Origin of the sequence: Janthinobacterium sp. EB271-G4-3-2 (assembly GCF_020858035.1) — a bacterium.
In the GTDB taxonomy this organism is placed as follows: Bacteria; Pseudomonadota; Gammaproteobacteria; order Burkholderiales; family Burkholderiaceae_D; genus Janthinobacterium; species Janthinobacterium aestuarii.
The window spans coordinates 12349-39075 of the sequence record NZ_JACYMG010000005.1 but is presented as its reverse complement, the minus strand read 5'-3'; the positions used below and the strand labels follow the sequence as shown (position 1 = coordinate 39075).

At 66.1% G+C, this 26727-nt stretch carries 20 protein-coding genes and 2 tRNA genes; 15 read left to right on the top strand and 7 right to left on the bottom strand.

What is annotated here, in order from left to right; all coding sequences use genetic code 11:
- Positions 1-99: 99 nt before the first annotated feature.
- The 3 genes from IGS55_RS12450 to IGS55_RS12440 are packed head-to-tail and all read right to left on the bottom strand — an operon-like array spanning position 100 to position 3806.
- Entirely contained in the window at positions 100-1092 is a 993-nt protein-coding gene (locus tag IGS55_RS12450) for a DUF2804 domain-containing protein (protein ID WP_230518762.1), read from the bottom strand.
- Positions 1089-2372, bottom strand: a complete 1284-nt coding sequence (locus IGS55_RS12445) for a winged helix-turn-helix domain-containing protein (RefSeq protein ID WP_230518761.1) — start codon at positions 2370-2372, stop codon at positions 1089-1091. Before IGS55_RS12445 ends, IGS55_RS12450 begins: the two co-directional genes overlap by 4 nt.
- A 45-nt stretch (positions 2373-2417) precedes the next feature.
- The gene (locus IGS55_RS12440; RefSeq protein ID WP_230518760.1) at positions 2418-3806 is read right to left on the bottom strand and encodes a sensor histidine kinase; all 1389 of its coding nucleotides are present in this window, start codon (positions 3804-3806) and stop codon (positions 2418-2420) included.
- 170 nt (positions 3807-3976) lie between these two features.
- On the opposite strand from IGS55_RS12440, the gene IGS55_RS12435 reads away from it, so the two are divergent.
- Positions 3977-6121, top strand: a complete 2145-nt coding sequence (locus IGS55_RS12435) for a TonB-dependent receptor domain-containing protein (RefSeq protein ID WP_230518759.1) — start codon at positions 3977-3979, stop codon at positions 6119-6121.
- Between the two features lie 63 nt (positions 6122-6184).
- Here the strand turns inward: IGS55_RS12435 and IGS55_RS12430 are convergent, their stop codons facing one another.
- A complete protein-coding gene (locus IGS55_RS12430) occupies positions 6185-6853 on the bottom strand; it encodes a response regulator (RefSeq protein ID WP_230518758.1) in 669 nt (222 codons plus the stop codon).
- A 19-nt stretch (positions 6854-6872) separates the two neighbouring features.
- The gene (locus IGS55_RS12425) at positions 6873-7244 is read right to left on the bottom strand and encodes a YajD family HNH nuclease (RefSeq protein ID WP_034755042.1); all 372 of its coding nucleotides are present in this window, start codon (positions 7242-7244) and stop codon (positions 6873-6875) included.
- A gap of 273 nt (positions 7245-7517) precedes the next feature.
- Here IGS55_RS12425 and IGS55_RS12420 point away from each other — a divergent pair, with 273 nt between their 5' ends.
- From IGS55_RS12420 to IGS55_RS12405, 4 genes are all read left to right on the top strand, one after another.
- A complete protein-coding gene (locus IGS55_RS12420; RefSeq protein WP_230518757.1) occupies positions 7518-10538 on the top strand; it encodes a PAS domain-containing protein in 3021 nt (1006 codons plus the stop codon).
- Between the two features lie 82 nt (positions 10539-10620).
- Positions 10621-11847 (top strand): exonuclease SbcCD subunit D C-terminal domain-containing protein, encoded by a 1227-nt coding sequence (locus IGS55_RS12415; protein ID WP_230518756.1) that lies wholly within the window; start codon positions 10621-10623, stop codon positions 11845-11847.
- Positions 11848-11904: 57 nt separating this feature from the next.
- Complete coding sequence (locus tag IGS55_RS12410; RefSeq protein ID WP_230518755.1) at positions 11905-12546, top strand: hypothetical protein; 642 nt, start codon at positions 11905-11907, stop codon at positions 12544-12546.
- A 39-nt stretch (positions 12547-12585) separates the two neighbouring features.
- Complete coding sequence (locus IGS55_RS12405; protein WP_230518754.1) at positions 12586-16344, top strand: AAA family ATPase; 3759 nt, start codon at positions 12586-12588, stop codon at positions 16342-16344.
- 4 nt (positions 16345-16348) lie between these two features.
- On the opposite strand, the gene IGS55_RS12400 is transcribed toward IGS55_RS12405, so the two are convergent.
- On the bottom strand, positions 16349-16516 hold the full coding sequence (locus IGS55_RS12400) for a hypothetical protein (protein ID WP_162835746.1): 168 nt from the start codon (positions 16514-16516) through the stop codon (positions 16349-16351).
- A 178-nt stretch (positions 16517-16694) separates the two neighbouring features.
- Here IGS55_RS12400 and IGS55_RS12395 point away from each other — a divergent pair, with 178 nt between their 5' ends.
- The 5 genes from IGS55_RS12395 to IGS55_RS12375 all read left to right on the top strand — a co-directional run bounded on the left by IGS55_RS12395 (position 16695) and on the right by IGS55_RS12375 (position 19384).
- Entirely contained in the window at positions 16695-16904 is a 210-nt protein-coding gene (locus IGS55_RS12395; RefSeq protein ID WP_034755039.1) for a hypothetical protein, read from the top strand.
- A gap of 61 nt (positions 16905-16965) precedes the next feature.
- A complete protein-coding gene (locus IGS55_RS12390) occupies positions 16966-17802 on the top strand; it encodes a hypothetical protein (protein ID WP_230518753.1) in 837 nt (278 codons plus the stop codon).
- Between the two features lie 58 nt (positions 17803-17860).
- Positions 17861-19039, top strand: coding sequence for a methyltransferase (locus tag IGS55_RS12385; protein ID WP_230518752.1), 1179 nt, complete (start codon positions 17861-17863; stop codon positions 19037-19039).
- A 56-nt stretch (positions 19040-19095) separates the two neighbouring features.
- A tRNA-Met gene (locus IGS55_RS12380) sits at positions 19096-19172 on the top strand.
- A gap of 135 nt (positions 19173-19307) precedes the next feature.
- A tRNA-Met gene (locus tag IGS55_RS12375) sits at positions 19308-19384 on the top strand.
- A gap of 67 nt (positions 19385-19451) precedes the next feature.
- On the opposite strand, the gene IGS55_RS12370 is transcribed toward IGS55_RS12375, so the two are convergent.
- Positions 19452-20120, bottom strand: coding sequence for a hypothetical protein (locus IGS55_RS12370; RefSeq protein WP_230518751.1), 669 nt, complete (start codon positions 20118-20120; stop codon positions 19452-19454).
- 226 nt (positions 20121-20346) lie between these two features.
- On the opposite strand from IGS55_RS12370, the gene IGS55_RS12365 reads away from it, so the two are divergent.
- The 5 genes from IGS55_RS12365 to IGS55_RS12345 all read left to right on the top strand — a co-directional run bounded on the left by IGS55_RS12365 (position 20347) and on the right by IGS55_RS12345 (position 26711).
- Complete coding sequence (locus IGS55_RS12365) at positions 20347-20865, top strand: sigma-70 family RNA polymerase sigma factor (RefSeq protein ID WP_230518750.1); 519 nt, start codon at positions 20347-20349, stop codon at positions 20863-20865.
- Between the two features lies 1 nt (position 20866).
- A complete protein-coding gene (locus tag IGS55_RS12360; RefSeq protein ID WP_230518749.1) occupies positions 20867-21871 on the top strand; it encodes a FecR domain-containing protein in 1005 nt (334 codons plus the stop codon).
- Between the two features lie 140 nt (positions 21872-22011).
- Positions 22012-24468, top strand: coding sequence for a TonB-dependent siderophore receptor (locus IGS55_RS12355; RefSeq protein ID WP_230518748.1), 2457 nt, complete (start codon positions 22012-22014; stop codon positions 24466-24468).
- Between the two features lie 117 nt (positions 24469-24585).
- Positions 24586-26250, top strand: a complete 1665-nt coding sequence (locus IGS55_RS12350) for an acid phosphatase (protein ID WP_230518747.1) — start codon at positions 24586-24588, stop codon at positions 26248-26250.
- A 224-nt stretch (positions 26251-26474) separates the two neighbouring features.
- On the top strand, positions 26475-26711 hold the full coding sequence (locus tag IGS55_RS12345; RefSeq protein ID WP_099408811.1) for a hypothetical protein: 237 nt from the start codon (positions 26475-26477) through the stop codon (positions 26709-26711).
- Positions 26712-26727: the final 16 nt, after the last annotated feature.

The following is a 26727-nucleotide window of genomic DNA, read 5'->3' as shown; positions in this document are numbered from 1 at the left end:
CCTCATGGTTTGCCGGAGCGGCTTGGTCACGTCCCAGTGTATAGGATGCGTTGCCAAAAAAACTTGACCTTGTCGCGCGTTTCGCAAAAAATCACGCGCTTACCAGCGCGAGCGGTGGCTTTCCGTCACGCCCGCCAGCTGCGCCACGATGCGCTTGGGAGACTCCGCGCTGGTGCGCACCCAGCCGCTGAACGTGCCGATGGGCTGGATGTAGCGGCTGGCGGCGATCCACAGGTTTTTGTCTTCGCGCCGCGCGCCTTCCGGCTTGAAGTGCAGGTCGAGCAAATCGTCGTCCGTCCACACATGCCAGGGCGCCAGCGGATTGTCGGGATTGAAATCGAAATGCGCGCGGCCCAGCGGATACAGCTGGCCATCGAGCCACAGCGCGTTTTCATGCGCGCCGAAATAGCCGGCCTGCAGATTGAATCCGAGGTCCAGGCTGTGCGCCGAAGCCCAGCGCCATTCCGTCTCGCGCGCCAGCAGTCCGTTCGAATAATCGAAGCTGGCCACGCCATCGTCCAAACTGTAGCCGACGGCGCCGCAGCGCACGGTGCCCCACAAGGGCAGACCGCCCGACTTTTGCGTCGCGTGCACGCTGCCGCCCTCGCCCACGGGACCGATGGCCAGCAAGGTGGGCGCCACGGGCGGGCCCCATTCCGCATCGATGCCGAAATGGCCGCAATTGAGCCGCAAACGGTAGCGCTGCTGCGGCTGGGCCTCGATGCTGATTTTTTGCGACAAGAAACGGAAACGGCTGCTGGCGCCCGCATGCGGCGCCACCGATGCGCACAGGCCGGGGATGCCATCCTGCGAAAAGGTCGCCACGATCTTGCCCTTGTGGCGGTCGAAGGCATACGCGAAGGCCGTGCTGGTCCAGCCCAGGTCGACGATGGCCACGCCGCAAAATACGGCTGGTGTCGACAGGGCCACATAATGCCAGCGCTTGTGGTGGAACAAGCGCCAGAGGCCGCCGCGCGCATAGGGCGGCGCCAGCGCGGCCCAGTCGAAAGCGTCCAGCTGGCCCGTATAGCGGCCAAAACATGGCTGACCACCGGCGTCGAGCAGGTGGGAAGGAGCCGGCGGCAGCATCATGCGGCCCGCCTTGCGGCGGCGCCGCCGTCGTGCAGCGCCTCGGCCAGCAGCGCACCGAAGGCTGCCGGCTGCGCCTGGGCTATCTCAATATCCGGGCAGGCATGCCAGAGCGCCAGGCGCCGCACGGCGCCCGCCACGTCCTGCACCAGGCGGGGGCTGACGCGCACGCCGTCTTCCAGCGCCAGCGACTTGATTTCGAAGCGCCCCTGCGCGCGGTGCGCCTTGGCGTCCAGCCGTCCCACGAGCGCGCCACGGCGCAAGATCGGCAAGGTGAAGTAGCCGTAGCGGCGTTTTTCAGCGGGCGTATAGCATTCCAGCCGGTAGTCAAAGCCGAACAATTCCAGCGCGCGGCGCCGGTCCCAGACGACGGGATCGAACGGCGACAATATCGTCGTCAGGGTGGGCGCCAGCTTGCCGGCGGCGGCGGCGTGCGCCAATTCCGCGTGGTCGGCATGCACGTAAACCGCATCGTCCCAGCCAGCTACCGTGCAGCGCAGCAGCGCCCCCTCGTCCACCAGCGCCTGCAAATCGTGCGCCAGGCTGGCGCGCGGCTGTTTGGTGCGGAAGTAGTCGCTGATCCAGCTGGCGCGCGCCAGGCCCAGCGCCTTCACGCTGGCCAGCAGCAGGCGCCGGCGCACCTGTTCTTCGGGCGGCAGCAAGCCGTCGTGCCAGCCCGGCAGCACCCGTTCGGCCAGGTCGTAATAGCGCTGGAACTGATGGCGCTTGGCGATCATCAGCACGCCCGAGGTAAACAAGACTTCGAGCGAGCGCTTTTCCGGCTTCCAGCTCCACCAGCCGCCCGCCTGGCCATCCGTGCGCTCAAAATCGGCCGAACGCGCGGCGCCGTTGGCGCGGATATGTTCGAGCACCGAAGCGACGGCCTCGCCCTGCTCGGCCATCCATTTGACGGAATACTTCCAGCCCATGGCGGCCGGGTCCAGCATGCGGTGGCGGTACAAGCCATAGTCTTCGATGGGCACGAAGCACGCTTCATGCGCCCAGTATTCGAACAGCGCGCCCTCGGCCAGCAATTGCTCGAGCCACGGCTGCGGATAGTCGCCCAGCCGGCTCCACAGCACCAGGTAGGGACTGCGCGCCACCACGTGGATGGTGTCGATCTGCAGCACGCCCATCTGGCGCACGGCGGCCAGCACGTCGGCCTTCACGGCTTTCTTGCGGCGCGCCTGCAGCAAGCCCTGCGCGGCCAGGTGCAAGGCGCGCGCGGCGGCCAGGGAGAGCGGAGGGAGGTCGGAAGGCGGGTGCTTGTCTGGTCTGTGCATAACAGAAAGATACCGCATTCTGCCCGCGCATTGTGCGTTTTATCGCTATCGGATCGCGCAGCCGGCAGCCACGCTACGCGGCGGGAAGAGCAAGGTCACGGCCAGCCCCCTGCCCTGCAGCCCGGCGCCCAGGACAATGTCCGCGCCATGCCGTTCGGCGATGCGGCGCACGATGGACAGGCCCAGGCCGCTGCCGGGCAGCTGCGCGCCGCCCAGACGCACAAAACGCTCGAACACCCGCTCATGCAATTCCTGCGCGATGCCCGGCCCCGTATCGGCCACGCGCAGGTAGCTGCGCCCCGCCTCCACGCCGCAGCTGACGGCCACAACGCCCGGCGCAGGCGTGTAGCGCAGCGCATTCTCGACCAGGTTGCGCAGCAGCATGTGCAAGCTGTCCGCATGCAGCGCGCACGGCGCCGGCGCCATGTTCACGTTCAGCGACAACCGATACGGCGCGGCCAGCGCCTGCCATTGCCCGCCCTGCTGCGCCAGCAGGTGCGCCAGGTCGCCCGGCGCCAGCGCCAGTACAGTATCGTGCGCCTGCGACTGCGGATCGAGCCGCGCCAGCGCCAGCAACTGGTTGACGAGGCGCGTGGCGCGCTCCACGCTGGCGCCCAGGGCGGCGATGAATTCCTCGCGTTCGTCCGCGCTGCGGGCCCGCTGCAGCACTTGCAGATTGGTCTTGATGGCGGCCAGCGGCGTGCGCAATTCGTGCGCCGCATCGGCCGTAAAGCGCTGCTCGTTGTCGCGGCTTTGACGCACCCTGCCGAACAGGCGGTTAATTTCCAGCAGCAGCGGGTGCAGCTCGGCAGGGGCGCCAGCGAGCCTGACGTCGGCCAGTTCATCGGGTGTGCGCGCCGACACTTCATCGGCCGACGCCTGCAACACGCGAAACACGCGGTGGATGCTCCACCAGATGGCAATCGTGGCCAGCGCCACCAGCAACAGGCCGAACAGCGCGATACGGTAAAAAAAGCCGCGGCTGATGTCGTCGCGGTGGCTGGTCGGCTCGGCCACCAGCAGCTGCAGGCTGCGCTGCGGGTCCCACAGCGAAAACAGACGCCAGCGCTGGCCGGCTATGCTGGTCCAGGACAGGCCGTCCGGCGCGCTGCGCGACAGGGCGATGTCGGTCGCCGCGTCATTGCGGTACAGCACGCGCTGCTGCGCGTCGCGCACCTTGAACAGCAAATACTGGTGGGGATTCGGATGGCCTCGCAGCGGCACGTCGATGGGACCCGTCAAGCCGTGTTTGCGTGCATCCTTTTCCACCAGCGACAGCAGCAAATGGCCCGTCTCGATCAGCGACTGGTCGAACAATTCCTGGCTTTCACGGCGCGCTTCCACGTACACGATGGCGGCGCTGCCCACCCACAGGGCCAGGGTCAGGCCCAGCAGCACGGCCAGCAGGGTGCGCCGCAAGGACCAGGTTTTCACGCCACCGCCAGCCGTTAAGAATCTCTTAAGAACTTCTGCGCAAGATCCGGAGCGAAATATTTTTTGGGTAGCCATGGGCGCAATTGTAAATGATTCTTATTGCGTCAATGATTCCCATTAGCCGACACCAGCAACATACGCCAATAACTCATCCACCCTCAGGAGTTTGCATGTCCAACAGCACCCGCCGCGCGCGCCTGCCGCGTCCCACCACCCTGGCCCTGGCCGTGGCCGCCCTGTCCTGCCTGCCGGCGCACGCCCAGACGGGCGCGCCTGCCAGCATGCCGGAAGTGGTGGTCTCCGCCTCCGGTTTCGAGCAGGATATCAAGCAGGCGCCCGCCTCGATCACGGTGCTGACGCGCCAGGAACTGTCGAAGGAGCGCTTCGGCAACCTGACGCAGGCGCTGGAAAGCGTGGAAGGCATCGACGTGGGTGCGGCGGGCGACAAGACGGGCGGCATGAATATCAGCATCCGCGGCATGCCCAGCGACTACACCTTGGTGCTGATTGACGGACGGCGCCAGAACGCGGCCGGCAATGTCACGCCGAACGGCTTCGGTGGCACGCAAACGAGTTTCATGCCGCCGCTGGCCGCCATCGAGCGCATCGAGATCATCCGCGGCCCCATGTCGACCCTGTACGGCTCGGACGCCATGGGCGGCGTGATCAACATCATCACGCGCAAGGTGGGCAAGCAGTGGATGGGCTCCGTCTCGGCCGACTACACCGTGCAGCAGGAATCGGACTTCGGCGACGTGAAAAGCGGCCGCTTCTACCTGAGCGGTCCCATCGCCACCGACCTGCTGGGCCTGTCCCTGCGCGGCAGCAAGCAGCGCCGCGATGCGGCCGATATCCGCTCCCCGAATGCGGCCGGCGGGAGTACGGCAGCCAGCATGGGCGCCAACCCCGTGCGTGCGGACATTGAAAACTTTGGCGCGCGCCTGGCCTTTACGCCGAACCGCTACCACACCGTTATCCTCGACGCGGACGCGGGACGCCAGACCTACGACAATTCGAACGGCCAGCTCGGCACCAAGACCGTGCAAGGCGGCTACGGCCCGGAACAAAAATATAACCGCGACCAGTGGACCCTGTCGCACACGGGCCGCTTCGGCTTCGGCACCCTGGACAGCAGCTACATGGTGAACAAGACGGAAACCCTGGGCCGCACGATTCCGCCAGGCACGCCCGGCGCCGTCGCCGGCAGCGCGCGCACGCTGGAAGTGGAAAGCCAGGTGTTCGACACCAAGCTGGTCATGCCTTTGGGCAAGCACATGGCGACCGTCGGCGCGCAATGGTGGAAGGCGGAAATGACGGATGGCGTGGCACCGAAAAAATTCGAATTCACGCAAAAAGCCCTGTTCGTGGAAGACGAATGGCAAGTGCTGGAAAACGTCGCGTTGACCTTTGGCGCCCGTTATGACGACCACAGCATCTTCGGCGGCCAGACCAGCCCCCGCGCGTATGCCGTGTGGAACGCGACGCCGAGCTGGACCGTCAAAGGCGGCATCAGCAAGGGCTACAAGACGCCGCGCGTGGAGCAACTGTCGCCCGGCATCAACGGTTTCGGCGGCCAGGGCACGATCCCCCTCGTCGGCAGCCCGGACTTGAAGCCGGAAACGAGCACGACCACGGAAATCGGCGCGTATTTCGACAACCTGGCCGGCTGGACGGCCAGCGGCTCCCTGTTCAACAACGAATTCAAGGACAAGATCACGACGGGCACCGGCCTCGTCAACTGCGACTACCGTCCGTCGCCGAACCGTCCCGGCTGCGTCAGCTTCGGCAACTGGCCCAACGTCGACGCGTTTGGCCAGTCCGTCAACGTGGATGAGGCCGTCACACGCGGCGTCGAGCTGAACACGCGCTTCCCGCTGGGCAAGACCTTGTCGGCCAGCGCCAACTACACGTACACGGAAAGCGAACAGAAGAGTGGCAGCAACGCGGGCAAGCCCTTGAGCGACACGCCCAAGCACGCTGTCAATGCGCGCCTCTCGTGGGATATCTCGCGCGAATGGAACGGCTGGCTGCGCGCCGAGTACCGCAGCGAGCGCTTCCGCGATCCGGGCACCTCGGCTTCCACGCGCGCCGCCAAGGCTGCGCTGGGCGACTACAAGGGCTACACCATGCTGCACCTGGGCACCAGTTACCAGCTGAACAAGCGCGTGACCCTGAACGCGGCCGTGTACAACCTGCTCAACAAGGACTTCATCGACTACCAGCCGTACCGCGCACCGGCATTGACCTACGCCAACCGCTATGTCAACAGCCTGGACGGACGCCGTCTGTGGCTGTCGGCCACCGTCGATTTTTGATGAGTTGATGGCTGACCAGCCATAGAGCACAACGGGCTGCCTCAGGGCGGCCCGTTTTCTTTGTCAGGCCGCTTTCGGCTTGTCGATGCAATAACCGACCGCATGCACGGTGCGTATCAAGTCCCGCCCCAGCTTCTTGCGCAGGTGGTGGATATGCACTTGCACGGCGTTGCTTTCCACCTCGCCGCCCCAGCTGTACAGGTTTTTCTCCAGCTGTTCCCGGCTCAGCACCCGGCCGCCGTGTTCCAGCAGCAGTTGCAGGATGCGAAATTCCTTCACCGTCAGGGTCACGGGCACGCCCCGTTGCGTCACCTGCCGGTCCGCGATATCGAGCGCCAGGTCGCCGTGCACGAGGTTTTCGCGCAGGCGGCCGGCGGCGCGGCGGCAGGCGCTGCGGATGCGCGCGGCCAGCTCGTCGAGGTCGAACGGTTTCACGATGAAGTCGTCGGCGCCCGCGTCGAGGCCGGCGATGCGCTCGCCCACCTGGTCGCGCGCCGTGACGACCAGCACGGCGCCGCTGTAGCCGTTATCGCGCAGCACGCCCAGCGCCTGCATGCCGTCCTGCCCGGGCAGGCCCAGGTCGAGCAGGATGCAGCCATAGTCGTGCAGGCGCACGGCCGTGTGCGCGTGTTCGGCGCTCGTGACCCAGTCGACGGCGTAGCCGCCCTGTTCCAGGCCGATCTGCGTGGCGCGGCCCAACTGCGGGTCGTCTTCGGTCAGCAGGATGCGCATGGGGAAGCGGGCAGCCCGCTCAGTCCTTTTTCTTGATCAGGCCCGCCAGTGCGGCAAACGGATTGTGCGTGGCGGGCGCCACCTCGGCCGACAGCAGGCCGGCGCCACGGTCCGCTTCCAGGTAGCGCGAGTGTTCATTGTCGTGGCAATACAAGCACAGCAGTTCCCAGTTGCTGCCGTCGGGCGGATTGTTGTCGTGGTTGTGGTCGCGGTGGTGCACGGTCAGCTGCTGCACGTTGGCGCGCGTAAATTCGCGCATGCAGCGGCCGCATACCCACGGATACATCTTCAGCGAGCGCTCGCGGTAGCCGCTCTCGCGCTGGTCGGCGGCGCGGCGCGCTTCGGCCACGATCTTGTCCAGTCTTGCCGCGTCGGGCTTTTTACTCTGCATGACAACTTTCGATATGGGAGGAAGAAGCATCCATTTTAATGAGGATGGGGGCGCAATTGTACTTTTTCTGCCACGGCGCCAGCCCGTGCCGCCCCCGGCGTGCTTTTTTTAGCGTGCGCGGCACCACAGGTTCTTGATTTAACGCAAAATAAGCCCAGCGACAGACCACGAACAGACGCTAGGGCAGCAGGCAGCGCGCAAGTCAGCATATTTCGGCTATGATGCGCGCCACGCCGCCCTTCACCTTTCCATGACCCTAGCCTGCAAGCGCCCGTGATAGCGATAACAAGACCCCTGCAACGCCTTGCCCGCCGCCTGTACCGTCTCAGCCTGGTACCCCTGTTCGCGCTCATCTTGCTGCTGGCGCTGTGGGCGGCCGTCTTGTACCAGGTGGGCCAGGAACGGGCCAGCGCCGTGCGCGACGCCGTGGCCGTCAGCCAGTCGCTGGCGCGTACCCTGGCCGACCACACCAGTTTCACCTTGCGCCAGACCGATCACGCCACGCAATTGTTCAAGCTCAAATACGAGGAAACGGACGGCGCCCTGCGCCTCAATGAATTCACGCGCCGCCAGGGCTTGCTCGACAGCGTGCTGCCATCGAAGCTGGAACTGCCGATCGCCCTCATCGACGCGCAGGGCAATGTGGTCGACAGCGCCCATGCGTATCTGCCGGAAAACCTGGCCACGCAGCCATTTTTCAGGGCGCTGGCCGCCAATGCATCCGACACGGTCCTGGTCGACACGCCCATGCTTGACGCGGACGGCAAGCGCTGGACCATCCGCCTGGCGCGCCGCCTGAACGATGCGCGCGGCCGCTTCGCCGGCGCCATCGTCATCCACGTCGATCCCACGTATTTTGTCGACGACTACGACCGCCTGAACCTCGACGAGCATGGCGCGCTGATGCTGGTGGCGCGCGACAGCGGCCTGACGGTGGGGCGCATCGGCGAGCAATTGATCATCAGCGACCGCATCGACTTCCGCATGCCGGGTCCGCCGCGGCACGCCCCCGAGGAACTGCTGATCGAGCCGCCCGTAGACGCGACGCCGCGCATCTACAGCTACCACGAGCTGCCGCGCTACCCGCTGCTGGCCGTGGTGGGCGTGAGCCGCGCCGCCGCCCTGGCCCGCTTCGAACAGCGCCGCCTGTTGTATGTGGGCGCGCTGCTCGCCGCCAGCGTGCTCATCGCCGGCTTTACGGCCCTGCTGATGCGCCAGAGCGCGCGCCTGCGCCGCAGCATCCGCCAGGCCACGGAAACGCAGGCGCTGCTGCGCGCGGCGCACCACGGCAGCCTCGACTCCGTGCTGCTGCTGAAAGCCTGGCGCCCCGCCCAAGGCAAGCCGGTGGAAGACTTCATTTTCGCCGACGTCAATGAGCGGGCCGCCGACATGCTGGGCAAGCCGCGCTCCGAACTGCTGGGCCAGCGCGTGCTGGCGCACATGCCGCTGCTGCGCGGCGAACGTTTCTTCCAGCGCTTCGTGCAGGTGATGGAAACGCGCCAGCCGCTGGAAGATGAATTCGAACTGACCTTGGCCTCGGGCGCCACGCGCTGGCTGCGCCACCAGGTGGTGCCGATCACCGACGGCGTGGCCGTCACCTCGCGCGACATCAGCGCGCGCAAGCACGACGAACTGGCACTGCAGGACAACCGCAGCTTCCTGCAGTCGCTGATCGACCATTTGCCCGTGCTGGTCTACGTGAAAAGCGCGCGCCCGGAAAACTTCGGCCAGATGGAAGTGTGGAACAAGGCGGCCGAGGACATCACCGGCCACCTGGCCGCCGACGTCATCGGCAAGACCGATTGCCAGGCCTTCCCGCCCGACTTCGGCCTGCACGATGCCGAGGACGACCGCGCCATCCTGGCCGAGCACGGCGTCATCGACCATACGGAAAAGCCGCTGCGCCTGACGGACGGCAGCCTGCGCTACCTGCGCGCCGTCTCCGTGCCCGTGTTCGACGAGCGCCAGCAGATCGAACATATCCTGTGCATCGCCGAGGATATCTCGCAGCGCCGCCAGCAGGAACTGGAACTGCGCCAGAAACAGGCCGAGCTGGCCGCCGTCAACGACGCCTCGCCGCTGGGGCTCGTGCGCCTGGACCGCCAGCGCCGCTGCACCTATGTCAACCGCACCTTCGAATCGATCACGGGCCTCCCCCGCGCGGCCGCCCTGGGCGCCGGCTGGACCAGCGCCCTGCACCCGGACGATTATCCGCTGATGCACGTGGCGCTGGAACAGCTCACGCGCAGCCATGCGCCATTCCAGTCCACCTTGCGCTGCCTGCAGCGCGACGGCAGGCTGGTCTGGGTCTCCGTCAAAATTGCCCCCATCCTCATCGACGGCAAGATCGAAGGCTACGTGGGGACCCTGGACGACATCACCACCTTGCGCGAATCGGAAGTGGCGCTGCTGGAAAGCGAAGCGCGCCTGCGCACCATCGCCGACACCTTGCCGGCCATGATCGCCTACATCGACGCGGACCAGGTCTACCGCTTCCTGAACATCGCCTATGAACGCGAATTCGGCCTGACGGGCCGGCAGGCGCTGGGCAAGAGCGTGCGCGACACGGTGGGCGAGGCGCGCTACCGCACGGTGGCGCCGTATATCGAACGAGTGCTGGCCGGCGAAACCTTGAGCTTCGAGGAAGAAGACGAGAAGGAAGGCATCGAGCGCTGCATGGAAGTGATCTACATCCCGCAGATCGGCGAAGACAAGCTGCAGGTGGTGGGTTTTCACGTGATGCGCCAGGATATCACCGTGCAAAAGCGCGAGAAACAGCGCTTGCTGAAGCTGGCCCAGGTCGATGCGCTGACGGGCCTGTCGAACCGCGCCGGCTTCCAGCAAAAACTCAGCGACGCCATGCACGCGAGCCGCCGGCAGCAGCACCTGATGGCCGTCATGTACATGGATATCGACCGCTTCAAGCCCGTCAACGACACGCATGGCCACGGTACCGGCGACGCCCTGCTGCGCGCCTTCGCCCAGCGCCTGACGCAGACCATGCGCGCCACCGACATCATCGCCCGCCTGGGCGGCGACGAATTCACCATCATCATGGAGCAGATCGCCCGCCCCGACGACGCGGCCGTGCTGGCGGAAAAAATCGTCGCCGCCATGCGGCAGCCGTTCGAACTCGACGGCATCACCGTGCGCATTTCCGCCAGCATCGGCCTGGCCTTCTACCGCGACGAAGACATCCCCCCTGCCGTGCTGCTGCAGCGGGCCGACGTGCTGCTGTACCAGGCCAAGCAGGATGGGCGCAATACCTATCGCGCCGGCGCGCTGACAACTTGACATGGCCGCTGGCGCAGCGCGCGAGTCTGACCCCTGTCATTCCTGCTATATTGGCGCCTGTCCTCCCTACCCTTGCCACACCATGCGCCTGCTGCACACTTCCGACTGGCATCTGGGCCAGACCCTGCACAATTTTGAAAGGGGCTACGAACACCAGCGCTTCCTCGACTGGCTGCTCGACACGCTCGTGGCCGAACAGGCCGACGTGCTGCTGGTGGCGGGCGACGTATTCGACAACGCCAACCCATCGGCCGCCTCGCAAAAGCAGTTATATGTCTTCCTGCAGCAGGCGCGCGCGCGCCTGCCCGCGCTGCAACTGGTAGTCGTCGCCGGCAACCACGATTCGGCCGGCCGTCTCGAAGCACCCGGCCCCCTGCTGGCCGCGCATGGCACTCACGTGATCGGCCATCTGCTGCGCGACGAAGCAGGCAATATCGACCTGGAGCGCCTGCTGCTGCCGCTCACCGGCGGCGACGGGCAAGTGCAGGCCTGGTGCCTGGCCGTGCCCTTTTTGCGCCCTGGCGACGTGCCGAAACTGCCGACCGGCGACACGCAGGACGCCTACCTGGGCGGCATCGCCCTGCTGTACCGCCAGCTGGCGGACCTGGCGCTGGCGCGCCGCCAGCCCGGGCAAGCCATCCTTGCCATGGGCCACTGCCACATGGTGGGCGGCGAAATGTCGAACGATTCCGAGCGCCGCATCGTCATCGGCGGCACGGAAATGCTGCCGTCAGGTATTTTCGATACCGCCATCGCCTATGCGGCGCTGGGCCATTTGCACAAGGCGCAAGCCGTGGGTGGGCAGGATCACATCCGCTACTGCGGCAGCCCGATTCCCCTGTCGTTCGCCGAAGTGAACTACCGCCACCAGGTGCTGTGCCTCGATATCGACGGCGAAGCGCTGCAATCCGTGCGCGCCATCGAAGTGCCGCGCGCCGTGCCCCTGCTGCGCGTGCCAGGCACGCCGGCACCAATAGACGAGGTACTGGCGCAGCTGGCCGCCCTCGACGTGCCGGACGCGCCAGCCGAAGCGCAACCCTTCCTGGAGGTGCGCGTGCGCCTCGATGCGCCAGAGCCGGGCCTGCGCACGCGCATCGAAACGGCGCTCGACGGCAAGCCCGTGCGCCTGGCGAAGATCGAAACGTCGAGCGCCGCGCGCAGCAGCGCGCCCGAGAACCTGACGCTCGACCAGTTGGCCCAGCTGCAGCCCGACGACATCTTCCGCCGCCTGTACCTGCAAAAATACGGCCGGCCCGCGCCGCCCGAACAACTGTCGGCCCTGGCCGAACTGCTGCTGCCCGGCGCCTGACGTCCAGGGGCATTACGCCCACCATCCATTCTCCCACGGTACCATTTGAAAGGTTTTATGAAGAAAATCCGTCATTTCCCCCTGCTGGGCGTTTCGTTGCTCATATCGCTTGCCGGTTGCGGCCCAAGCGCCGAGTACCCGCCCCCGATGCCGGCCGAAAAGACAGCAGCGTCGCAACTGTCGAAACCCATCATGCTCAAGGACCTGAGCACCGGCATCAAGGCGGGGAAATCGGTGGCCGATGGCTATCTGGGTAAATGGAGCTATTTCGGCAAACCGCGCGTCGTCACCACCGAGCAGCTGGCTGACGGCACAGTGACGGCCATCACGGTCTTGCTGGAAGGGTCTGACTTATACCAGCTCCAGAAAGAGCTTGAGGAAAAATACAGCAAGGAAGAAGGGCATCCCGTCACATTCAGCTGCAACCGGGCGTACCGCCGCCTCCCCGCACTCGACAACTTGAGAATCGTCGATGAAAACTGCATTGTGTATCATGCCGATCAAATATTGCGCATTCATTCCCTCTCTCCGTATGACACAGAGATGATCAACAAATTGTGGTCCGCCAGAGCCCTGTTCTTCACCACCAAACTGACGCTGGTCGATGCCGGCCTTGAAACCAAACGCGAAGCCGCCATAGCGGCGGCGTCCGCCGAAAAGCACGCGGCCGAAGAAGCCAAGGCGAAAAAAGATCTGTAAGCGCACCCGTCGGGCGACTGCATCAGCATAAAGAACAGCATGAAAATCCTGAAAATCAGCGGCAAGAACCTAGCCTCGCTGGCCGGCGAATTTGAAGTCGACTTCCAGCAGGAGCCGCTGGCGTCTTCCGGCCTGTTCGCCATCAGCGGCCCCACGGGCGCGGGCAAGAGCACCTTGCTCGACGCCTTGTGCCTGGCCCTGTACGACGCCACGCCGCGTTTGCTGAAAGTGCTGGGCCGGGGCAGCGCCCTGCCCGACGTGGGCAAGGAAACCGTCAACGCCCAGGATACGCGCACCCTGCTGCGCCGCGGCACGCCCGACGGTTACGCGCAAGTCGATTTCGTCGGTAACGATGGCGGTCACTACCGCGCGCGCTGGAGCGTGCGCCGCTCGCGCACCAAGGCGGAAGGGGCGCTGCAGGCCACCGCCATGAGCTTGCACCAGCTGCCCGCGCTGCAGCCCATCGGCGGTACCAAGACGGAAGTCAAGGAAGAGATCGAAAAGCGCATCGGCCTGTCCTTCGACCAGTTTACGCGCGCCGTGCTGCTGGCGCAGAACGAGTTTTCCACCTTCCTCAAGACGGAAGACAATGAACGGGGCGAGTTGCTGGAAACCCTGACGGGCAGCAGCATCTATACCGATATCTCCATGCGCGCCTTCGAGCGGGCGAAAAAGGAAAAGCAGGTGCTTGAGCGCCTGGGCGAAAAACTGGCCGACCAGCGGCCCTTGTCGCCGGAAGAACGGGCGGAGACCGAAGCGCTGTGCAGCGCCGCCGAGACCAGCCTGCACACCATCGACTTGCGCAAGGCCGTGCTGGAACTGCAGCAGCGCTGGCATCAGGAAACGCACAAGCTGCAGGCCCAGGTGGCGTCCGCGCAGCAAGCACTGGACAGCGCGGATGCCGAACGGGCCGCCGCCGAAGAACGCCGTGCGGCGCTGGCGCAGTGGGAATTGCTGCAGCCGGCGCGGCCCCTGATCGACGACGTGGCGCGTCTGGCGAACGACATCGCCGGCACCGGCGCCGCGCTGGAAGCGTCGCGCATGCTGGCGGCGCAGGCCGTGGCCAGCGAAGCGCAACTGGCGCAGGCCGTGCAGCTGGCGGCAGCGGACTTGCTGGCGAAGGAAGCGGCGCAGCGCGATACCGCGCCCCTGCTCGACCAGGCCAAGGCGCTCGATGCCGGCATCCTGGCCCAGCTGCCCGCGCATGAGCAGGCAAAGCAAGCGGCGCAAGGTGCCGACCAGGCCAACGAGGCGGCGCGCGCCGCGCTGCACACGCTGCAGCAGCGCCAGCAGGCCGCGCAGGCGGAACAGGAAGCGGGCCGCCAGTGGCTGGCATCGCACCAGCAGTGGCAGGCGCTGGCGCAATCGTGGCAGTTGTGGGATCAATTGTTTGCCCAGGCCGGGCAAGCGGCCGCGCAAGCCGATGCGGCCGACGCCAGCATGGCCGAGTCAAGACAGCAGCTGCGCCAGGCCTTTGACGCCACGCAGGCGGCGCAAACGGCGCTGGCCAGCGCGGCCGCCGTCCTGGCCGTGCGCGATGCGGAAAGGCGCGAGGCGCAAGCGGCCGTGCAAGCCATCGATGGCCAGGGACTGCAGGAACAGCGCGGCCAGCTGGAGGCGCACGCGCGCATCTTGAGCAGCGCGGAAAAAACCTGGAGCGAACTGGCGCGCCAGCGGCAGGCGCTGGCGCACTGGCAAGCGAAGGCGGCCCAGCTGGCGCAGGCCGCGCAAACTGAAAGCACGGCATGGGCGGCGGAAGCGGCGCAAACGGCGCTGCTGGAAGCGCGCCTGGCGCAGGCGGAAAAGTCCTTGAAGGGCGCCGAAGCGGCATGCGCGGCCAGCGTCGAGCAGTTGCGGGCCAGTTTGCAGGATGACCTGCCCTGCCCCGTCTGCGGCGCGCTGGAACACCCGTACAGCCACGCCGACGACGCCTTGCAGGCGATGCTGGCCAGCTTGCAGGATGACGTGCTGGCCTGCCGCACGCAGGTGCGCGGCAATCTGGAACGGCTGGCCACGCACAAGGCGGCGCTGGCAGCGATGGCGCGCGAACAGGCGCAGACGGATGCCGAACTGGCGGCCCTGCCGCCCGCCATCGATAGCCTGAACGCACAGTGGCAACCGCATGCGGACACCCTGCCGCTGCCGCCGGAAGACGAGCGCGCGGACTGGTTCGCGCAGCAGCTGGCGGCCAATGCGGCGGGCTTGCAGGCGCTGGCGCAACAGGAAACGGCGCTGCGCCAGGCCGGCGCGCGGCGCGAGCAGGCGCAGGCGGCGCACGAACTGGCGTCCAGCGAGCACGCGCGCCGCACCAGCACCGTCGCCGAGGCGCAGGCGCGGCTGGCGCAGCTGCAGGCGCAGCAAGCCGGCAACGCGGACAAGGGCGAGACGGCGCGCGCCGCGCTCGACGCCTTGCTGGCGCAGCTCGATGGCGCCTTTGCCGACGCCGACGGCGCCGAGGACTGGAAAGACAGCTGGCGCGCCGGCCCGGCCGACTTCCGCGCCGCGCGTGAATCGGAGAGCCGGCAATGGCTGAAGCAGCAGGCGGACCAGGACAAGCGCGGCCACGCGCTGGCGACCCTGGCCGCGCAACTGGAAGCGGCGCTGCCGGCCGCCGCCAAGGCGCAGCACACGGCGCAGGAAGCCCATGCCGCCTTTGCCGCCGCCGACAAACAGCGCACGGCACTGCAAGCGCAGCGCAACGCGCTATGGCAGGGCCGGAGCGTGGCCGAGGTCGAGCGCGCGCTGGCGGGCGCCATCGCGCAGGCCAAAGAACAGCTGGCGCGGCAGCAAACGGCGGCGCAATCGGCCAGCCAGCAGCGCACGCGGCTGGAAGAAGCGTGCGCGCAGCTGTCGCAGCGCCTGGCCGCCTTGCGGGAACAGGAACGCGGCGCCACCGCCGCCCTGCACGACTGGCTACGCCAGTTCCAGGATGCTCATCCGGCCCGTGCGCCCGCCGACATGGACGCCTTGCGAGCGCGCCTGACCATCGCGCCGGACGCCATGCGCGCCGAACGCGACGCCCTGCAAGTGATCGCCGACCGCCACACGGCGGCCGTTTCCGTGCTGGCCGAACGGCGGCGGCAGCTGGCGGCGCACGTGCAGCAGCCGCCCGAAGCGCTGGAAATGGACGAGGCGGCGCTGCAGGATGCGCTCGACGCGCTGCTGCTGGAACGCCAGGCCGCGAACGAGGAAGCGACGCGCTTGCGCCTGGCCATCGCGCAGGACGACGCCCGGCGCCACAGCGCGCAAGCGATGCTGGCGCAAATCGAGGCGCAAGCCGTCATCGAACGGCGCTGGGCCAGCCTGAATGAATTGATCGGCTCGGCCGACGGCAAGAAATTCCGCAACTACGCGCAGCAATTCACCCTGGAAGTGCTGCTCGGCTATGCCAACGCGCACCTGAACCACCTGGCGCGCCGCTACCAGCTCGAACGCATCGACAATCCGAACAATCCGTCGCTGGGCCTGATGGTGCGCGACCAGGACATGGGCGGCGAACTGCGCTCCGTGCACTCGCTGTCGGGCGGCGAATCGTTCCTCGTCTCGCTGGCCCTGGCGCTGGGCCTGGCCTCGCTGTCCTCGAACCGCGTGCGCGTCGAATCGCTGTTCATCGACGAGGGCTTCGGCAGCCTCGATACGGAAACCCTGCGCGTGGCCATGGATGCGCTCGACGGCTTGCAAGCGATGGGCCGCAAGGTGGGCGTCATCTCGCACGTGCAGGAAATGACGGAGCGCATCGCCACCCGCATCCTCGTGCAGCCGGGCTCCGGCGGCAAGAGCGTGGTGACGGTGCGCTAAACCGCTAGCGGCTGGCCGGCTCCCGGCACAGCCTGAGCATATCCCAGCCCAGTTCGCGGCGGATCTGCTCGGGGTCGGGCGGGGGCCGGCGCTGTTCCAGCTCCGCTTTCAGCCACTTCCTGACCAGCTCCTTGGCGGGCTGTACAGGCTTTTCCTTGTCATGCTTGTCCATGGTGCTACCTCTTCAATGGCGGTCAGACGACCTCCTATATACGTTCAACGTCACGGCACGGATTCAGTTGACCTGCGCGTGGCGCAGATGCAACAACGTGTAACGATGGGCGGAGTGCGTTAAAATCGCCGCCTTCGCGTAACTACCCGCTACGCCCCGCAACAGTTCAAGGAAACCCATGAAAGCCGCCCGCAGCCTCACCTTCAAGTGCGTCAAATGTCACAAATCCATGCAGGTCTACCTGCAAAAAGTCTCCGCCTGCTCGCATATCCAGCCATACCAGGGCATTTGCGCATGCGGCGAACTCAAGCGCCACGCCACGGGCCAGGCCGATGCCGTCAAGTCCTATCTGGAGTCGGCGGACGGTAGCTGGTCGCACCACCACTAATGGTTAAAGAATGGGCGTAGAACGCCGTTAATAACGGTACTTCGCTCATTGAGAAACCGCCATGTCCCAGCTTCCCGCCCTTGCCAGCCGTCAACCCGCCTCGACTACGCTGGCTGGCCAGCAACCGTCCCGCACGGGCAGCGGCGCCACGGGCCTGGCCGGCTCGCCCCTGATGCAGCGCACGGCGCAAGACGTGGTGGCCCTGTCGAAAAATGGCCTGGACCTGTCGGCCAAGGGGCTGTCGCAACGGACCGATGCGCTGGGCAACGCGACCGTCGACGCGGCGCAGGATTTTCTCTCCACCATGACACGCCAGCTGTTCGGCGACGGCGCTACCGTCGCCTTCGATTCGGTCGATCTGCAAGCCGGTTCCAGCTTCAGCAGCGTCTCGGGCGCCGGTGGCGGCAGCCGCGCGGCCGCCTTCAGCCTCGATGAAAACGCGCATTTCATCGGCAAGGGCAAGATCACGACGGCCGATGGGCAAACCTTCGACTTCGAAGTGGAAGTGCAATATCAATCGAACATCAGCGCGGGCGTGCTTGAGAAAACGCAAGGTGAAGCGCCGGAAGCCACATCACCCGAAGACGACGCCCTGCCCGCCAAGGAGTTGCCCGCCACGCACTTCGGCGGCAATCTGCACGACCTGTTCAAGCTGCTGGGCCAGCAATTGCAAAGCAATCTCTATCAGGGCAAGTCCGATGGCGCCAGCGCCAGCGGCAACGATGGCGACCTGGCGGGCAGCCTGAGCTTGCGTTTGCTCAAGCTGGTACAGCCGGGCGCGGCGGTCAAAGCCGACCAGAAAGCCGTCGAAACGACGCCGGAAGAGCAGGCGCGCGCCCGCGCGCTGGCACTCGCCTATGGCACGCACACTGCTAACGGCACGGCCAGCGACGTATAATGGAAGACGGCCTGCGCAGGCGACCATGCCGCGCGCCCCCTTCTATCGATTGAAATCCATGTCCGACACTTCTTCCCCTACCGTTCATCCGCAGATCCACTGGAGCGAAAACGGCGCCGAGCATTCGGCCCGCTGGCGCTCGGAAAGCGGCATGCCGCCGCCCAGGCGCGTCGTCATCGCCGATGACCGCACGACGGCCGACCAGGCTTACCGCCTGGCCTGCGAAGGCACGGCCATGCTGTGGCGCGGCGACTTCCAGAACGCGCGCCAGCTGCTGCAGGCGCTGGCGCGGCGCGCCGACCACAAGAACGACAAGCCAAGCAAGAAGGCCAAGGCCGCCAAGCTGGCCAAGCCGGAACCGACCGCCACGGAAGCGTTCCATCTGCACCGCCAGGCGCAGTCGCAGCGCGCCCGCACCCTGGCCATGCTGCTGTTGCCGTTCGACGCCGACTACACGATCCCGCTGCGCCGCGCGCCGGACGTGAAACTGGCTTGCAATGAAGCGTATGGCCGTGGCGAGGAAGCGTTCGTCGCCTCGCTGCGCGAACTGCTGGGCCTGATCGGCGCGCACGAATGGCGCCGCACGGGCGTGGAACTGCCGGCCCTGGGCCAGCGCATCCACCCGCATTACGGCGTGTTCGCGCCGATCCGCGGCGAATACGTTGGCCTGGTGGCGGAAGCGCCGCTGCCCGCGCGCGCCAGCCTGGCCTTCGACATCGGCACCGGCACCGGCGTGCTGGCCGCCGTGCTGGCGCAGCGCGGCGTCCAACGCATCGTCGCCACCGACCAGGACCCGCGCGCCCTGTCCTGCGCGCGCGAAAACCTGGCCCGCCTCGATGTGGCCGACAAGGTCGACGTGGTGCAGGCCGATTTGTTCCCCGCCGGCCGCGCGCCGCTCGTCGTGTGCAATCCGCCCTGGCTGCCGGCCCGCCCGAGCTCGCCGATCGAATACGCCGTCTACGATCCGGACAGCCGCATGCTGCGCGGCTTCCTCGCCGGCCTGGCCGACCACCTGGAGCCAAACGGCGAAGGCTGGCTGATCCTGTCGGACCTGGCCGAGCACCTGGGCTTGCGCCCGCGCGCGCAACTGCTGGAATGGATAGAACAGGCGGGCTTGAAGGTCGTCGACCGCCTGGACGTGAAACCCACGCACCCGCGCGCACAGGACGCCACCGACAGCCTGCATGCGGCCCGCTCGCAGGAAGTCACGTCGCTGTGGCGCCTGGCGGCGGCGTAATCGAGGGTCTGAAACCCGGCCATTGCGCATTGCAGCAAACCCCGCTATAATTCGCCTGCGGGGTGGAGCAGTCTGGCAGCTCGTCGGGCTCATAACCCGAAGGTCACAGGTTCAAATCCTGTCCCCGCAACCAGATATATAAAAGCCGCTGATTCTTGCAAAGGGATCGGCGGCTTTTTCCATTGCGGCTCAGCATGCCCACTCCCCTCATGCAAGCCAAATGTCAATCCGCTCTTTCGCAATGCAACAAACTCGGTTATAATTCGTCCGCGGGGTGGAGCAGTCTGGCAGCTCGTCGGGCTCATAACCCGAAGGTCACAGGTTCAAATCCTGTCCCCGCAACCAATACATAAAAACCGCTGATTCCTGCAAGGGAGTCAGCGGTTTTTTCATTCCGGGTCAGGCCCACTTTTTACACGGCGACGCTGGCCCTGATCTGCCTGGCCGCCGCGTGCAGGCTGGCCGCTACCCGTTCCAGCTTGTCGGCTCCCGCCGTTTCGGCCAGGGCGGCGAACGCGCTGATATGAAACGTCGCCACCATCGCTGGCGACACTTCGAGCTCGAGCGCCGTCTTGCTCAGTTCCGTCGATGCCTCGAGATAGGGTTCGCTGCCCGCCTCGAACGCCTGCTTGGTTTCCAGCAATTCTTGGCCGCCTTCGGCCTTGGCCAGACAGGCATCGACTTTTTGCTGAAAGGCCGGCAAGGTGTCGCGCACGGGGCCGGCGTCCGGCGCCGGTTCCGGTTCCGGCTCCACTGGCGCAGGCGTAGCTGCGGCCGGCTTGCCCGCCGCCGGCATGTCGCGCATCGTCAGCCAGCGCTCGACAGCGAGGAAATCGGCAAACGGCTCGGCCACCTTGGGATTCATCAGCCAGACTTCGCCCGTGCGCCAGTCGATCCGGGCGCCGCGCTCATTTCTCGCCAACAGAATATCCTTGCCGCCATCGGGGTTCGACACCCGGCCGATATCGAGCCAGTTCATCAATTCCGCCTGGCGCGACATCGCGTTGACCCGATGAAAATAGGCCAGCCATAAAAATCTGGCGACCAATAGAATCAGGGCACCGCCAACCATCCACATCATTTTTCGCTCCGCTCCGCACCACATCGACAAGCCGCATTTTCTCACATGAAAGCTTGCGCCAAGGAAACTTTTACATCTGCCGTGCGCAGGCGCAAATCCGGCACCGCGCGGCCCGGGCGCGCAGTCGCATTTCAGCAACGCCGCGTTTTCCTGATTGCCTGGCGCGCGCCGCTGCGTTATTATGAGAACAATTCTCATTTAGATTAAGCTATCCCACCCTCTTCGCATGCTGTCCGCCCCGTCCCCGCCATCCGACTTCCAGGCCTTGTATGCCGAGCACCATTCCTGGCTGCTGCACTGGCTGAAGCGCCGCCTGCACGATGCGGGGCTGGCCGGCGACCTGGCGCAGGATACCTTCATCAAGATTTTCGTTGCGCGCAGCAGTGCGGGGATCGCGCAACCGCGCCCCTTCCTGGCCACCATCGCCAAGCGCCTGCTGGCCAATCACTGCCGGCGCGAAGAGCTGGAACGGACTTACCTCGACGCCCTGCTGCACCAGCCGCAAGCGTGTACGCCGTCGCCGGAAGCGATGTCCATCCTGCTCGAATCGCTGCAGCTGGTCGACCGCGCGCTGGACCAGCTGTCCGCCAAGGCCAGGGCCGCCTTCCTGCTGGCCCACCTGGACGGCATGACCTACGCCGAGATCGCCGCCGAACTGGGCACCACCACGCATTCCGTCAAAAAATACCTGAGCAAGGCCAACCTGCTGTGCTTTTTTGCCGTGCCCGATTTTGCCGCGTCCTGACATGCGCGGCGCCACCGTCTACGCACAGGGCCAGCCCATCGACCTGGCCATCGCCATGCAGGCGGCCGAATGGCTGGCCACCCTGATGAGCGGCGAAACGACGCCGACGGAAAAAACGGCCTGGCAGCAGTGGCGCCAGGCGCACCCCGACCATGAACGGGCGTGGAAACACATCGAAAGCGTCAGCGGCGGCTTGCGCGAACTCGATGGGCCAGCCAGTCGCCAGGCGCTGGCACGGCGTCCAGCCTCGCCCATCTCGCGGCGCGGCAGCCTGCGGCTGCTGGCGTGGGTATCGGCCATCGGCCTCACGGGCTGGTTCGGCGCGCGCTCGGAATATGCGCCCGGCATGGCCCGCGCCGCGCTGGCCGACCTGTCCACCGGCGTGGGCGAACGCCGCGAGCTGACCCTGGCGGACGGCAGCCGCCTGCATTTGAACAGCGGCAGCGCCGTCAACATCCGCTACACGGGCACGCAACGCCTGCTGCAACTGGTGCGGGGCGAAGTGTTCATCGCCACGGCCCGCGAAACGGGCATGCCCTACCGCCCCTTCCTCGTCGAAACGGCGCACGGCCACGCACAGGCGCTGGGCACGCGCTACTCGGTGCGCCAGGCGGACGGCAGCACCTTGGTCGCCGTCGAGGAAGGCGCCGTCCGGCTGATGCCGCGCCATGGCAACGCCAGCCCGGTGCTCCGCGCGGGCCAGGGCGGCGGCATGACGGCGCAGAATGCCTTGCCCGCGCACGCCGTCTCACCCGACATCTGGGCCTGGCGCCAGGGCTTGCTGCTGGCCGACGCCATGCCGCTGCGCGACTTCCTGCATGAACTGAGCCGCTACCGCCACGGCTTGCTGGGCTGCGACGACGCCGTCGCCGGCCTGCGCATCTCCGGCGTCTTCCCGCTGGCCGACCTGGATGCCGTGCTGCTGTCGCTGCCTGATTCCCTGCCGGTGGACGTGCGCCTGCGCACGCGCTACTGGGTGCAGGTCGAGGCGCGCCAGCCGCGCTGAAAATATATTTTGACGCTGGCGCAAAAAAAAGTACCCGCTTTCGATTCTCGCGTGACCTGTGTAGGCAACGTTCTTTTTGACGACTACACCACAAGGTAACCATGTCTCCTGCCATTCATTCCAAGCCGCGTATCAAACCCATGGCGTATGCCATCCAGCTCGTCTTCATCGGTTCGGCCCTGCTGCTGAACGTCCAGGCGCCAGCCCTGGCGCAGGAAAGCGCGGCCGCCGATGCGGCCAGCCTCGACTTCCAGGTGCCGGCCGGCGACCTGGCCACGGCGCTGCGCCAGGTCGCCAGCCAGTCCAGGGTCATCCTCAGTTTCACGCCGGAGCAGACGCGCGGCAAGACGTCGGCCGGCTTGAGCGGCCGCCACGACGTGCTGGCCGCTCTGAACGGCGTGCTGCGCGGCACGGGCCTGAAGGCCGAGCGCAGCGCCAACGGCAGCTATGTGCTGCGCCCGGCCGATCCGGCGGCGAGTGGCGAAGCGATGGCGATGATGCCGGAAGTGTCGGTCAAAGCGCAGCAGGATGCCACGGAAGGCTCGGGCGCGTATGTCTCCACCTTGCCGATCGCCACGGCCACGCCGCTGGGCCTGTCGGTCAGGGAAACGCCGCAGTCGGTCAGCGTCATCACGCAGCAGCGCATGCAGGACCAGGGCTTGAACACAATCGCGCAAGTGATGGCGCAAACGCCGGGCATCACCCTGTTCTCGCTGGGCAGCGAACGCTCCGGCTTTACTTCGCGCGGCTATTCAATCACCAATTACCAGCTCGATGGCGTCAGCACGCATTCGGAAAACCTGGGCCTCAATGCGATACCGTCGCAAAGCCTGGCCGACATGGCGCTGTACGACCGCATCGAAGTGCTGCGCGGCGCCTCGGGCCTGATGACGGGCGCGGGCGATGCCTCGGGCGCCATCAACATGGTGCGCAAGAAGCCGACGGCGCAGTTCCAGGCCGCGGTCGAGGGCGAGCTGGCTTCCTACGATGAGCGGCGCGCCATGGCCGACGTCTCGGGTCCGCTGAACGAGGCAGGCAGCGTGCGCGGCCGCCTGGTGACGGTGTACGAGGAAGGCGACAGCATCATCGACGGCTACAGCCGCGACAAGAAAGTGGTCTACGGCGTGGTCGAAGCGGACCTGTCACGCGACACGAAGCTGACGGCCGGCGTCACGCACCAGCGCAAGCGCTCGAACGGATCCTTGTCCTACCTGGGCTTCCCCCTGTTCTACAGCAATGGCGCCATGACGGACCTGCCCCGCTCTTTCAGCCCGGCCGCCAAGTCGAATCGCTTCGGCACCAATTCGACCGACCTTTTCGCCACCCTGGAACACGCGCTGACAAACGACTGGAAGCTGAAAATCTCGGCCAACCGCGTGCAATCGTCGCAGGAGGAGCGCGCCGTCTACATGAACGTGAGCGCTGGCTTCCCCGACCAGGCCACGGGCGATGGCCTGGGTTTGAGCGCCGATTACCGCGATTACCAGCTGAAGGTCAACAGCGTGGACGTCAACGTGCGCGGGCCGTTCAGCGCCTTCGGCCGCCAGCACGAGCTGGTGCTGGGCATGGACTACAGCCAATTCCAGAGCAAGACGGACGGGCGCTTCGACTGGAGCATCCAGGGCGGCGGCGTCAACCTGTACCGCTGGAATCGCCTGGCAACGCCCGTGTTTGGCGATACCTACGTCACCTACGACAGCACGCGCCGCCAGGCCAGCGCGTATGCCGCCACGCGCCTCAACCTTTCCGAGCGCCTGAAACTGATCGCCGGCGCAAAAGTGCTGCGCTACAGCGAGAACTACATCTCGGACGCGCCTTCCGTGCCGTTTTACAGCGCGTCGCCAGCCTCGGAAAGCCGCGTCTTCACGCCGTATGGCGGCCTGGTGTTCGACATCGACGCCACGCACAGCGCCTACGCCAGCTATTCCACCATCTACCAGCCGCAAGCCTCGCAAGACCGCTATGGCAAGCTGCTGGCGCCGCGCGAGGGCAAGACCTTTGAAGCGGGCATCAAGAGCGGCTGGCTCGATGGCCGCCTGAACACCTCCGCCGCGCTGTACCAGATCCGCCAGAGCAATCTGTCCGAATCGGACCCCGGCTACACCGTGCCCGGCACGAACAATCCCGCCAACCGCACCATCAAAGGCGCCAAGACCCAGGGCGTGGATGTGGAAGCGACAGGCGCCATCACGCCGGACTGGAACATCTCGGCATCGTGGTCTTACAGCCAGACGGAAAACAATGCCGGCAAGGCTATCCTGACCACCTTCCCGCGCCACCTGGTGAAACTGTGGACGACTTACCGCCTGCCCGGCGACCTCAATCGCCTGACCATCGGCGGCGGCGTGAACTGGCAAAGCCGCGTGCATTCCGACATCGACGCGTGGCAGATCAACAGCACTCTGCACTGGGAACAGAAGGCGTACTCGGTGGCCAGCCTGATGGCGCGCTACGACGTCAACGACAAGCTGTCTGCCACCGTCAACGTGGCCAATCTGTTCGACAAAAAATACACGGCTTCCGTGTCGGACTGGTGGTACTCGGGCATGTATGGTCCGGCGCGCAAGGTGGCGCTGAGCGTGCGTTACCAGTTCTAGCACCGGACTGAATAGTTCACACCGGCGCAGGGCCGGTGATACAATTTTCCCGCTTCACGGGCGTTGCCGGCCATTGCCGCCAACGCCCGTGCCCATAGAGACACCCAAGGAGAATGTGTGAAGGACCTCGCCCCCGCCCTGCCAGCCGATCCGGCCGACCAACCCGCCAATCCCTCGCGCCGGCGCATTTTCCAGGCTGCTTCCGCAGTCGGCCTGGCCGCCAGCCTGCCGGCGCTGGCCGACGCCGCGCCAGCCAAAAAAACCATCGCCAAGGGTTCGCTCGACGCGAAACTCAAGGCGCACGTCAAGAACGTGGTCGTGATCTACCTGGAAAACCGCAGCTTCAACAACCTGTTCGCCAACTTCCCCGGCACCAGCGCGCCCCTGTCCGCCGTCACGGCGGAACAGGCGCAGCAGCTGGACCGCGACGGCAAGCCGCTGGCCACCCTGCCGAAGATCTGGGGCGGCCTCGTGCCGAACCAGCAAAATATCGGCGGCACCGATTACCTGATCAAGGAAGACCAGATTTCCGGCCTGCCCAACGCGCCCTACAAATTGAGCGACGCGGCCGGCAAGCCCCTGCCCGAGAGCATCATCACGCGCGACCTCGTGCACCGCTTCTATAACAACCAGATGCAGATCAACGGCGGGAAGAACGACGGCTTTGCCGCGTGGGCCGACAGCGGCGGCCTGGTGATGGGCCACTACGGCGAAACGTCGAAAAACCTGAACCTGTGGCAGATCGCCGAGCAGTACACGCTGTGCGACAACTTCTTCATGGCGGCCTTCGGCGGCTCCTACATGAACCACCAGTTCCTCGTGACGGGCCGCGCCAACGAATACTTCAATGCATCCGAAACGGCGGCGAAGAAAAAGATCGCCGTGCTGTCCGACGGTCCGCAAGGCGTGCGCCTGGCGATCTCGCCCGATTGCCCCGCCTCGGCGCTCGATGGCAAGCCGAAATACGTCAATGACGGCGCCATCACGCCGGACGGCTATGCCGTCAACACCATGGCCCCGCCATATCAACCGAGCTACATCCGCCCCGCCTTCGACGGCGACCCGCTGCATGCCGACCCGGCCGACGCCAACACCCTGCCGCCGCAAACCTATGACACCATCGGTGACCTGCTGTCGCGCAAGGGCGTCAGCTGGGCGTGGTATGGCGGCGGCTGGCAAGCGGCGCTCGACCAAAAAGGCGGCGGCAGCAAGCCGAACTTCCAGTTCCACCACCAGCCGCTGAACTACTTCAAGCAGTTCGCGCCCGGCACGGCTGCGCGCGCCGAACACCTGCGCGACGGCGGCACGGGCGACAGCCCGATCTCGAACAAATTCCTCGCCGCCGCCGTGGCGGGCAAGCTGCCGGCCGTGACCTTCTACAAGCCGCAGGGCAATCTGAATCTGCACGCCGGCTATTCCGATATCGAATCGGGCGACCAGCACGTGGCCAACGTCATCCAGCACTTGAAGGAATCGCCGCAGTGGAAGGACATGATCGTCGTGATCACCTTCGATGAAAACGGCGGCTGGTGGGACCACGTGGCGCCGCCGAAAGGCGACCGCTGGGGTCCGGGCACGCGCATTCCCGCCATCGTCGTCTCGCCGTACGCGAAGAAAGGCGCCGTCGACCACAGTTTCTACGACACGACGTCGATCCTGCGCCTGATCACGCGCCTGCACGACCTGCCGCTGCTCGAAGGCCTGAAGGTGCGCAACGACGCATTCGCGGCACGGGGCGCGCTGCCGCCGGGCGACTTGACGGGCGCCCTGAGCTTCCGTTAATTGGGCAACGGCGCCCCACACGGTGCGGCACGCCTGTGATACACTGCGTGCCGCACTTAAATCCGCAGGACAGGTATTCCTGACGGTTGTTCCAACAATGAGCCCGACTCCAGTAGCCGGGCTTTTGTTTTGTGGACGAAGCGTACAGAGTATTCACACCGCGGACAGCTTTTTGCCCGCTCCCCGGCGCCATGTTTTCGCGGCCAGGGACCAGAGGTTCAGAAATGAGAGATAAAAAAGACAACGCCACCATCGACTTGCCCGGTTTCGGCCCGCCGCCAGCGCTCGAGGCGCCAGAGCCGGCGCCGGAGCCGCAGCGCCGCGCGCGCGCGCGCAAGGCGGCGCTGAAGCAGGTGCAGCTCGAATTGCTGGAGCCGACCGACGCCACGGGCCTGCCCGTATGGACGCGCGACGCCGGCCTCGACCTCACCGGCTTGCCCATCTGGGCGCCGGACAATTAGTACCCACGCCGGCGGC

What these genes read in the sequence shown, in the direction of transcription:
- IGS55_RS12355 (WP_230518748.1), top strand. Translation starts at nt 22,012, where the DNA reads ATGGCGTATGCCATCCAGCTCGTCTTCATCGGTTCGGCCCTGCTGCTG.
- IGS55_RS12390 (WP_230518753.1), top strand. Translation starts at nt 16,966, where the DNA reads ATGTCCCAGCTTCCCGCCCTTGCCAGCCGTCAACCCGCCTCGACTACG.
- IGS55_RS12450 (WP_230518762.1), bottom strand. Translation starts at nt 1,092, where the DNA reads ATGATGCTGCCGCCGGCTCCTTCCCACCTGCTCGACGCCGGTGGTCAG.
- IGS55_RS12405 (WP_230518754.1), top strand. Translation starts at nt 12,586, where the DNA reads ATGAAAATCCTGAAAATCAGCGGCAAGAACCTAGCCTCGCTGGCCGGC.
- IGS55_RS12415 (WP_230518756.1), top strand. Translation starts at nt 10,621, where the DNA reads ATGCGCCTGCTGCACACTTCCGACTGGCATCTGGGCCAGACCCTGCAC.
- IGS55_RS12400 (WP_162835746.1), bottom strand. Translation starts at nt 16,516, where the DNA reads ATGGACAAGCATGACAAGGAAAAGCCTGTACAGCCCGCCAAGGAGCTG.
- IGS55_RS12360 (WP_230518749.1), top strand. Translation starts at nt 20,867, where the DNA reads ATGCGCGGCGCCACCGTCTACGCACAGGGCCAGCCCATCGACCTGGCC.
- IGS55_RS12445 (WP_230518761.1), bottom strand. Translation starts at nt 2,372, where the DNA reads ATGCACAGACCAGACAAGCACCCGCCTTCCGACCTCCCTCCGCTCTCC.
- IGS55_RS12385 (WP_230518752.1), top strand. Translation starts at nt 17,861, where the DNA reads ATGTCCGACACTTCTTCCCCTACCGTTCATCCGCAGATCCACTGGAGC.
- IGS55_RS12365 (WP_230518750.1), top strand. Translation starts at nt 20,347, where the DNA reads ATGCTGTCCGCCCCGTCCCCGCCATCCGACTTCCAGGCCTTGTATGCC.
- IGS55_RS12430 (WP_230518758.1), bottom strand. Translation starts at nt 6,853, where the DNA reads ATGCGCATCCTGCTGACCGAAGACGACCCGCAGTTGGGCCGCGCCACG.
- IGS55_RS12370 (WP_230518751.1), bottom strand. Translation starts at nt 20,120, where the DNA reads ATGATGTGGATGGTTGGCGGTGCCCTGATTCTATTGGTCGCCAGATTT.
- IGS55_RS12395 (WP_034755039.1), top strand. Translation starts at nt 16,695, where the DNA reads ATGAAAGCCGCCCGCAGCCTCACCTTCAAGTGCGTCAAATGTCACAAA.
- IGS55_RS12345 (WP_099408811.1), top strand. Translation starts at nt 26,475, where the DNA reads ATGAGAGATAAAAAAGACAACGCCACCATCGACTTGCCCGGTTTCGGC.
- IGS55_RS12410 (WP_230518755.1), top strand. Translation starts at nt 11,905, where the DNA reads ATGAAGAAAATCCGTCATTTCCCCCTGCTGGGCGTTTCGTTGCTCATA.
- IGS55_RS12435 (WP_230518759.1), top strand. Translation starts at nt 3,977, where the DNA reads ATGTCCAACAGCACCCGCCGCGCGCGCCTGCCGCGTCCCACCACCCTG.
- IGS55_RS12425 (WP_034755042.1), bottom strand. Translation starts at nt 7,244, where the DNA reads ATGCAGAGTAAAAAGCCCGACGCGGCAAGACTGGACAAGATCGTGGCC.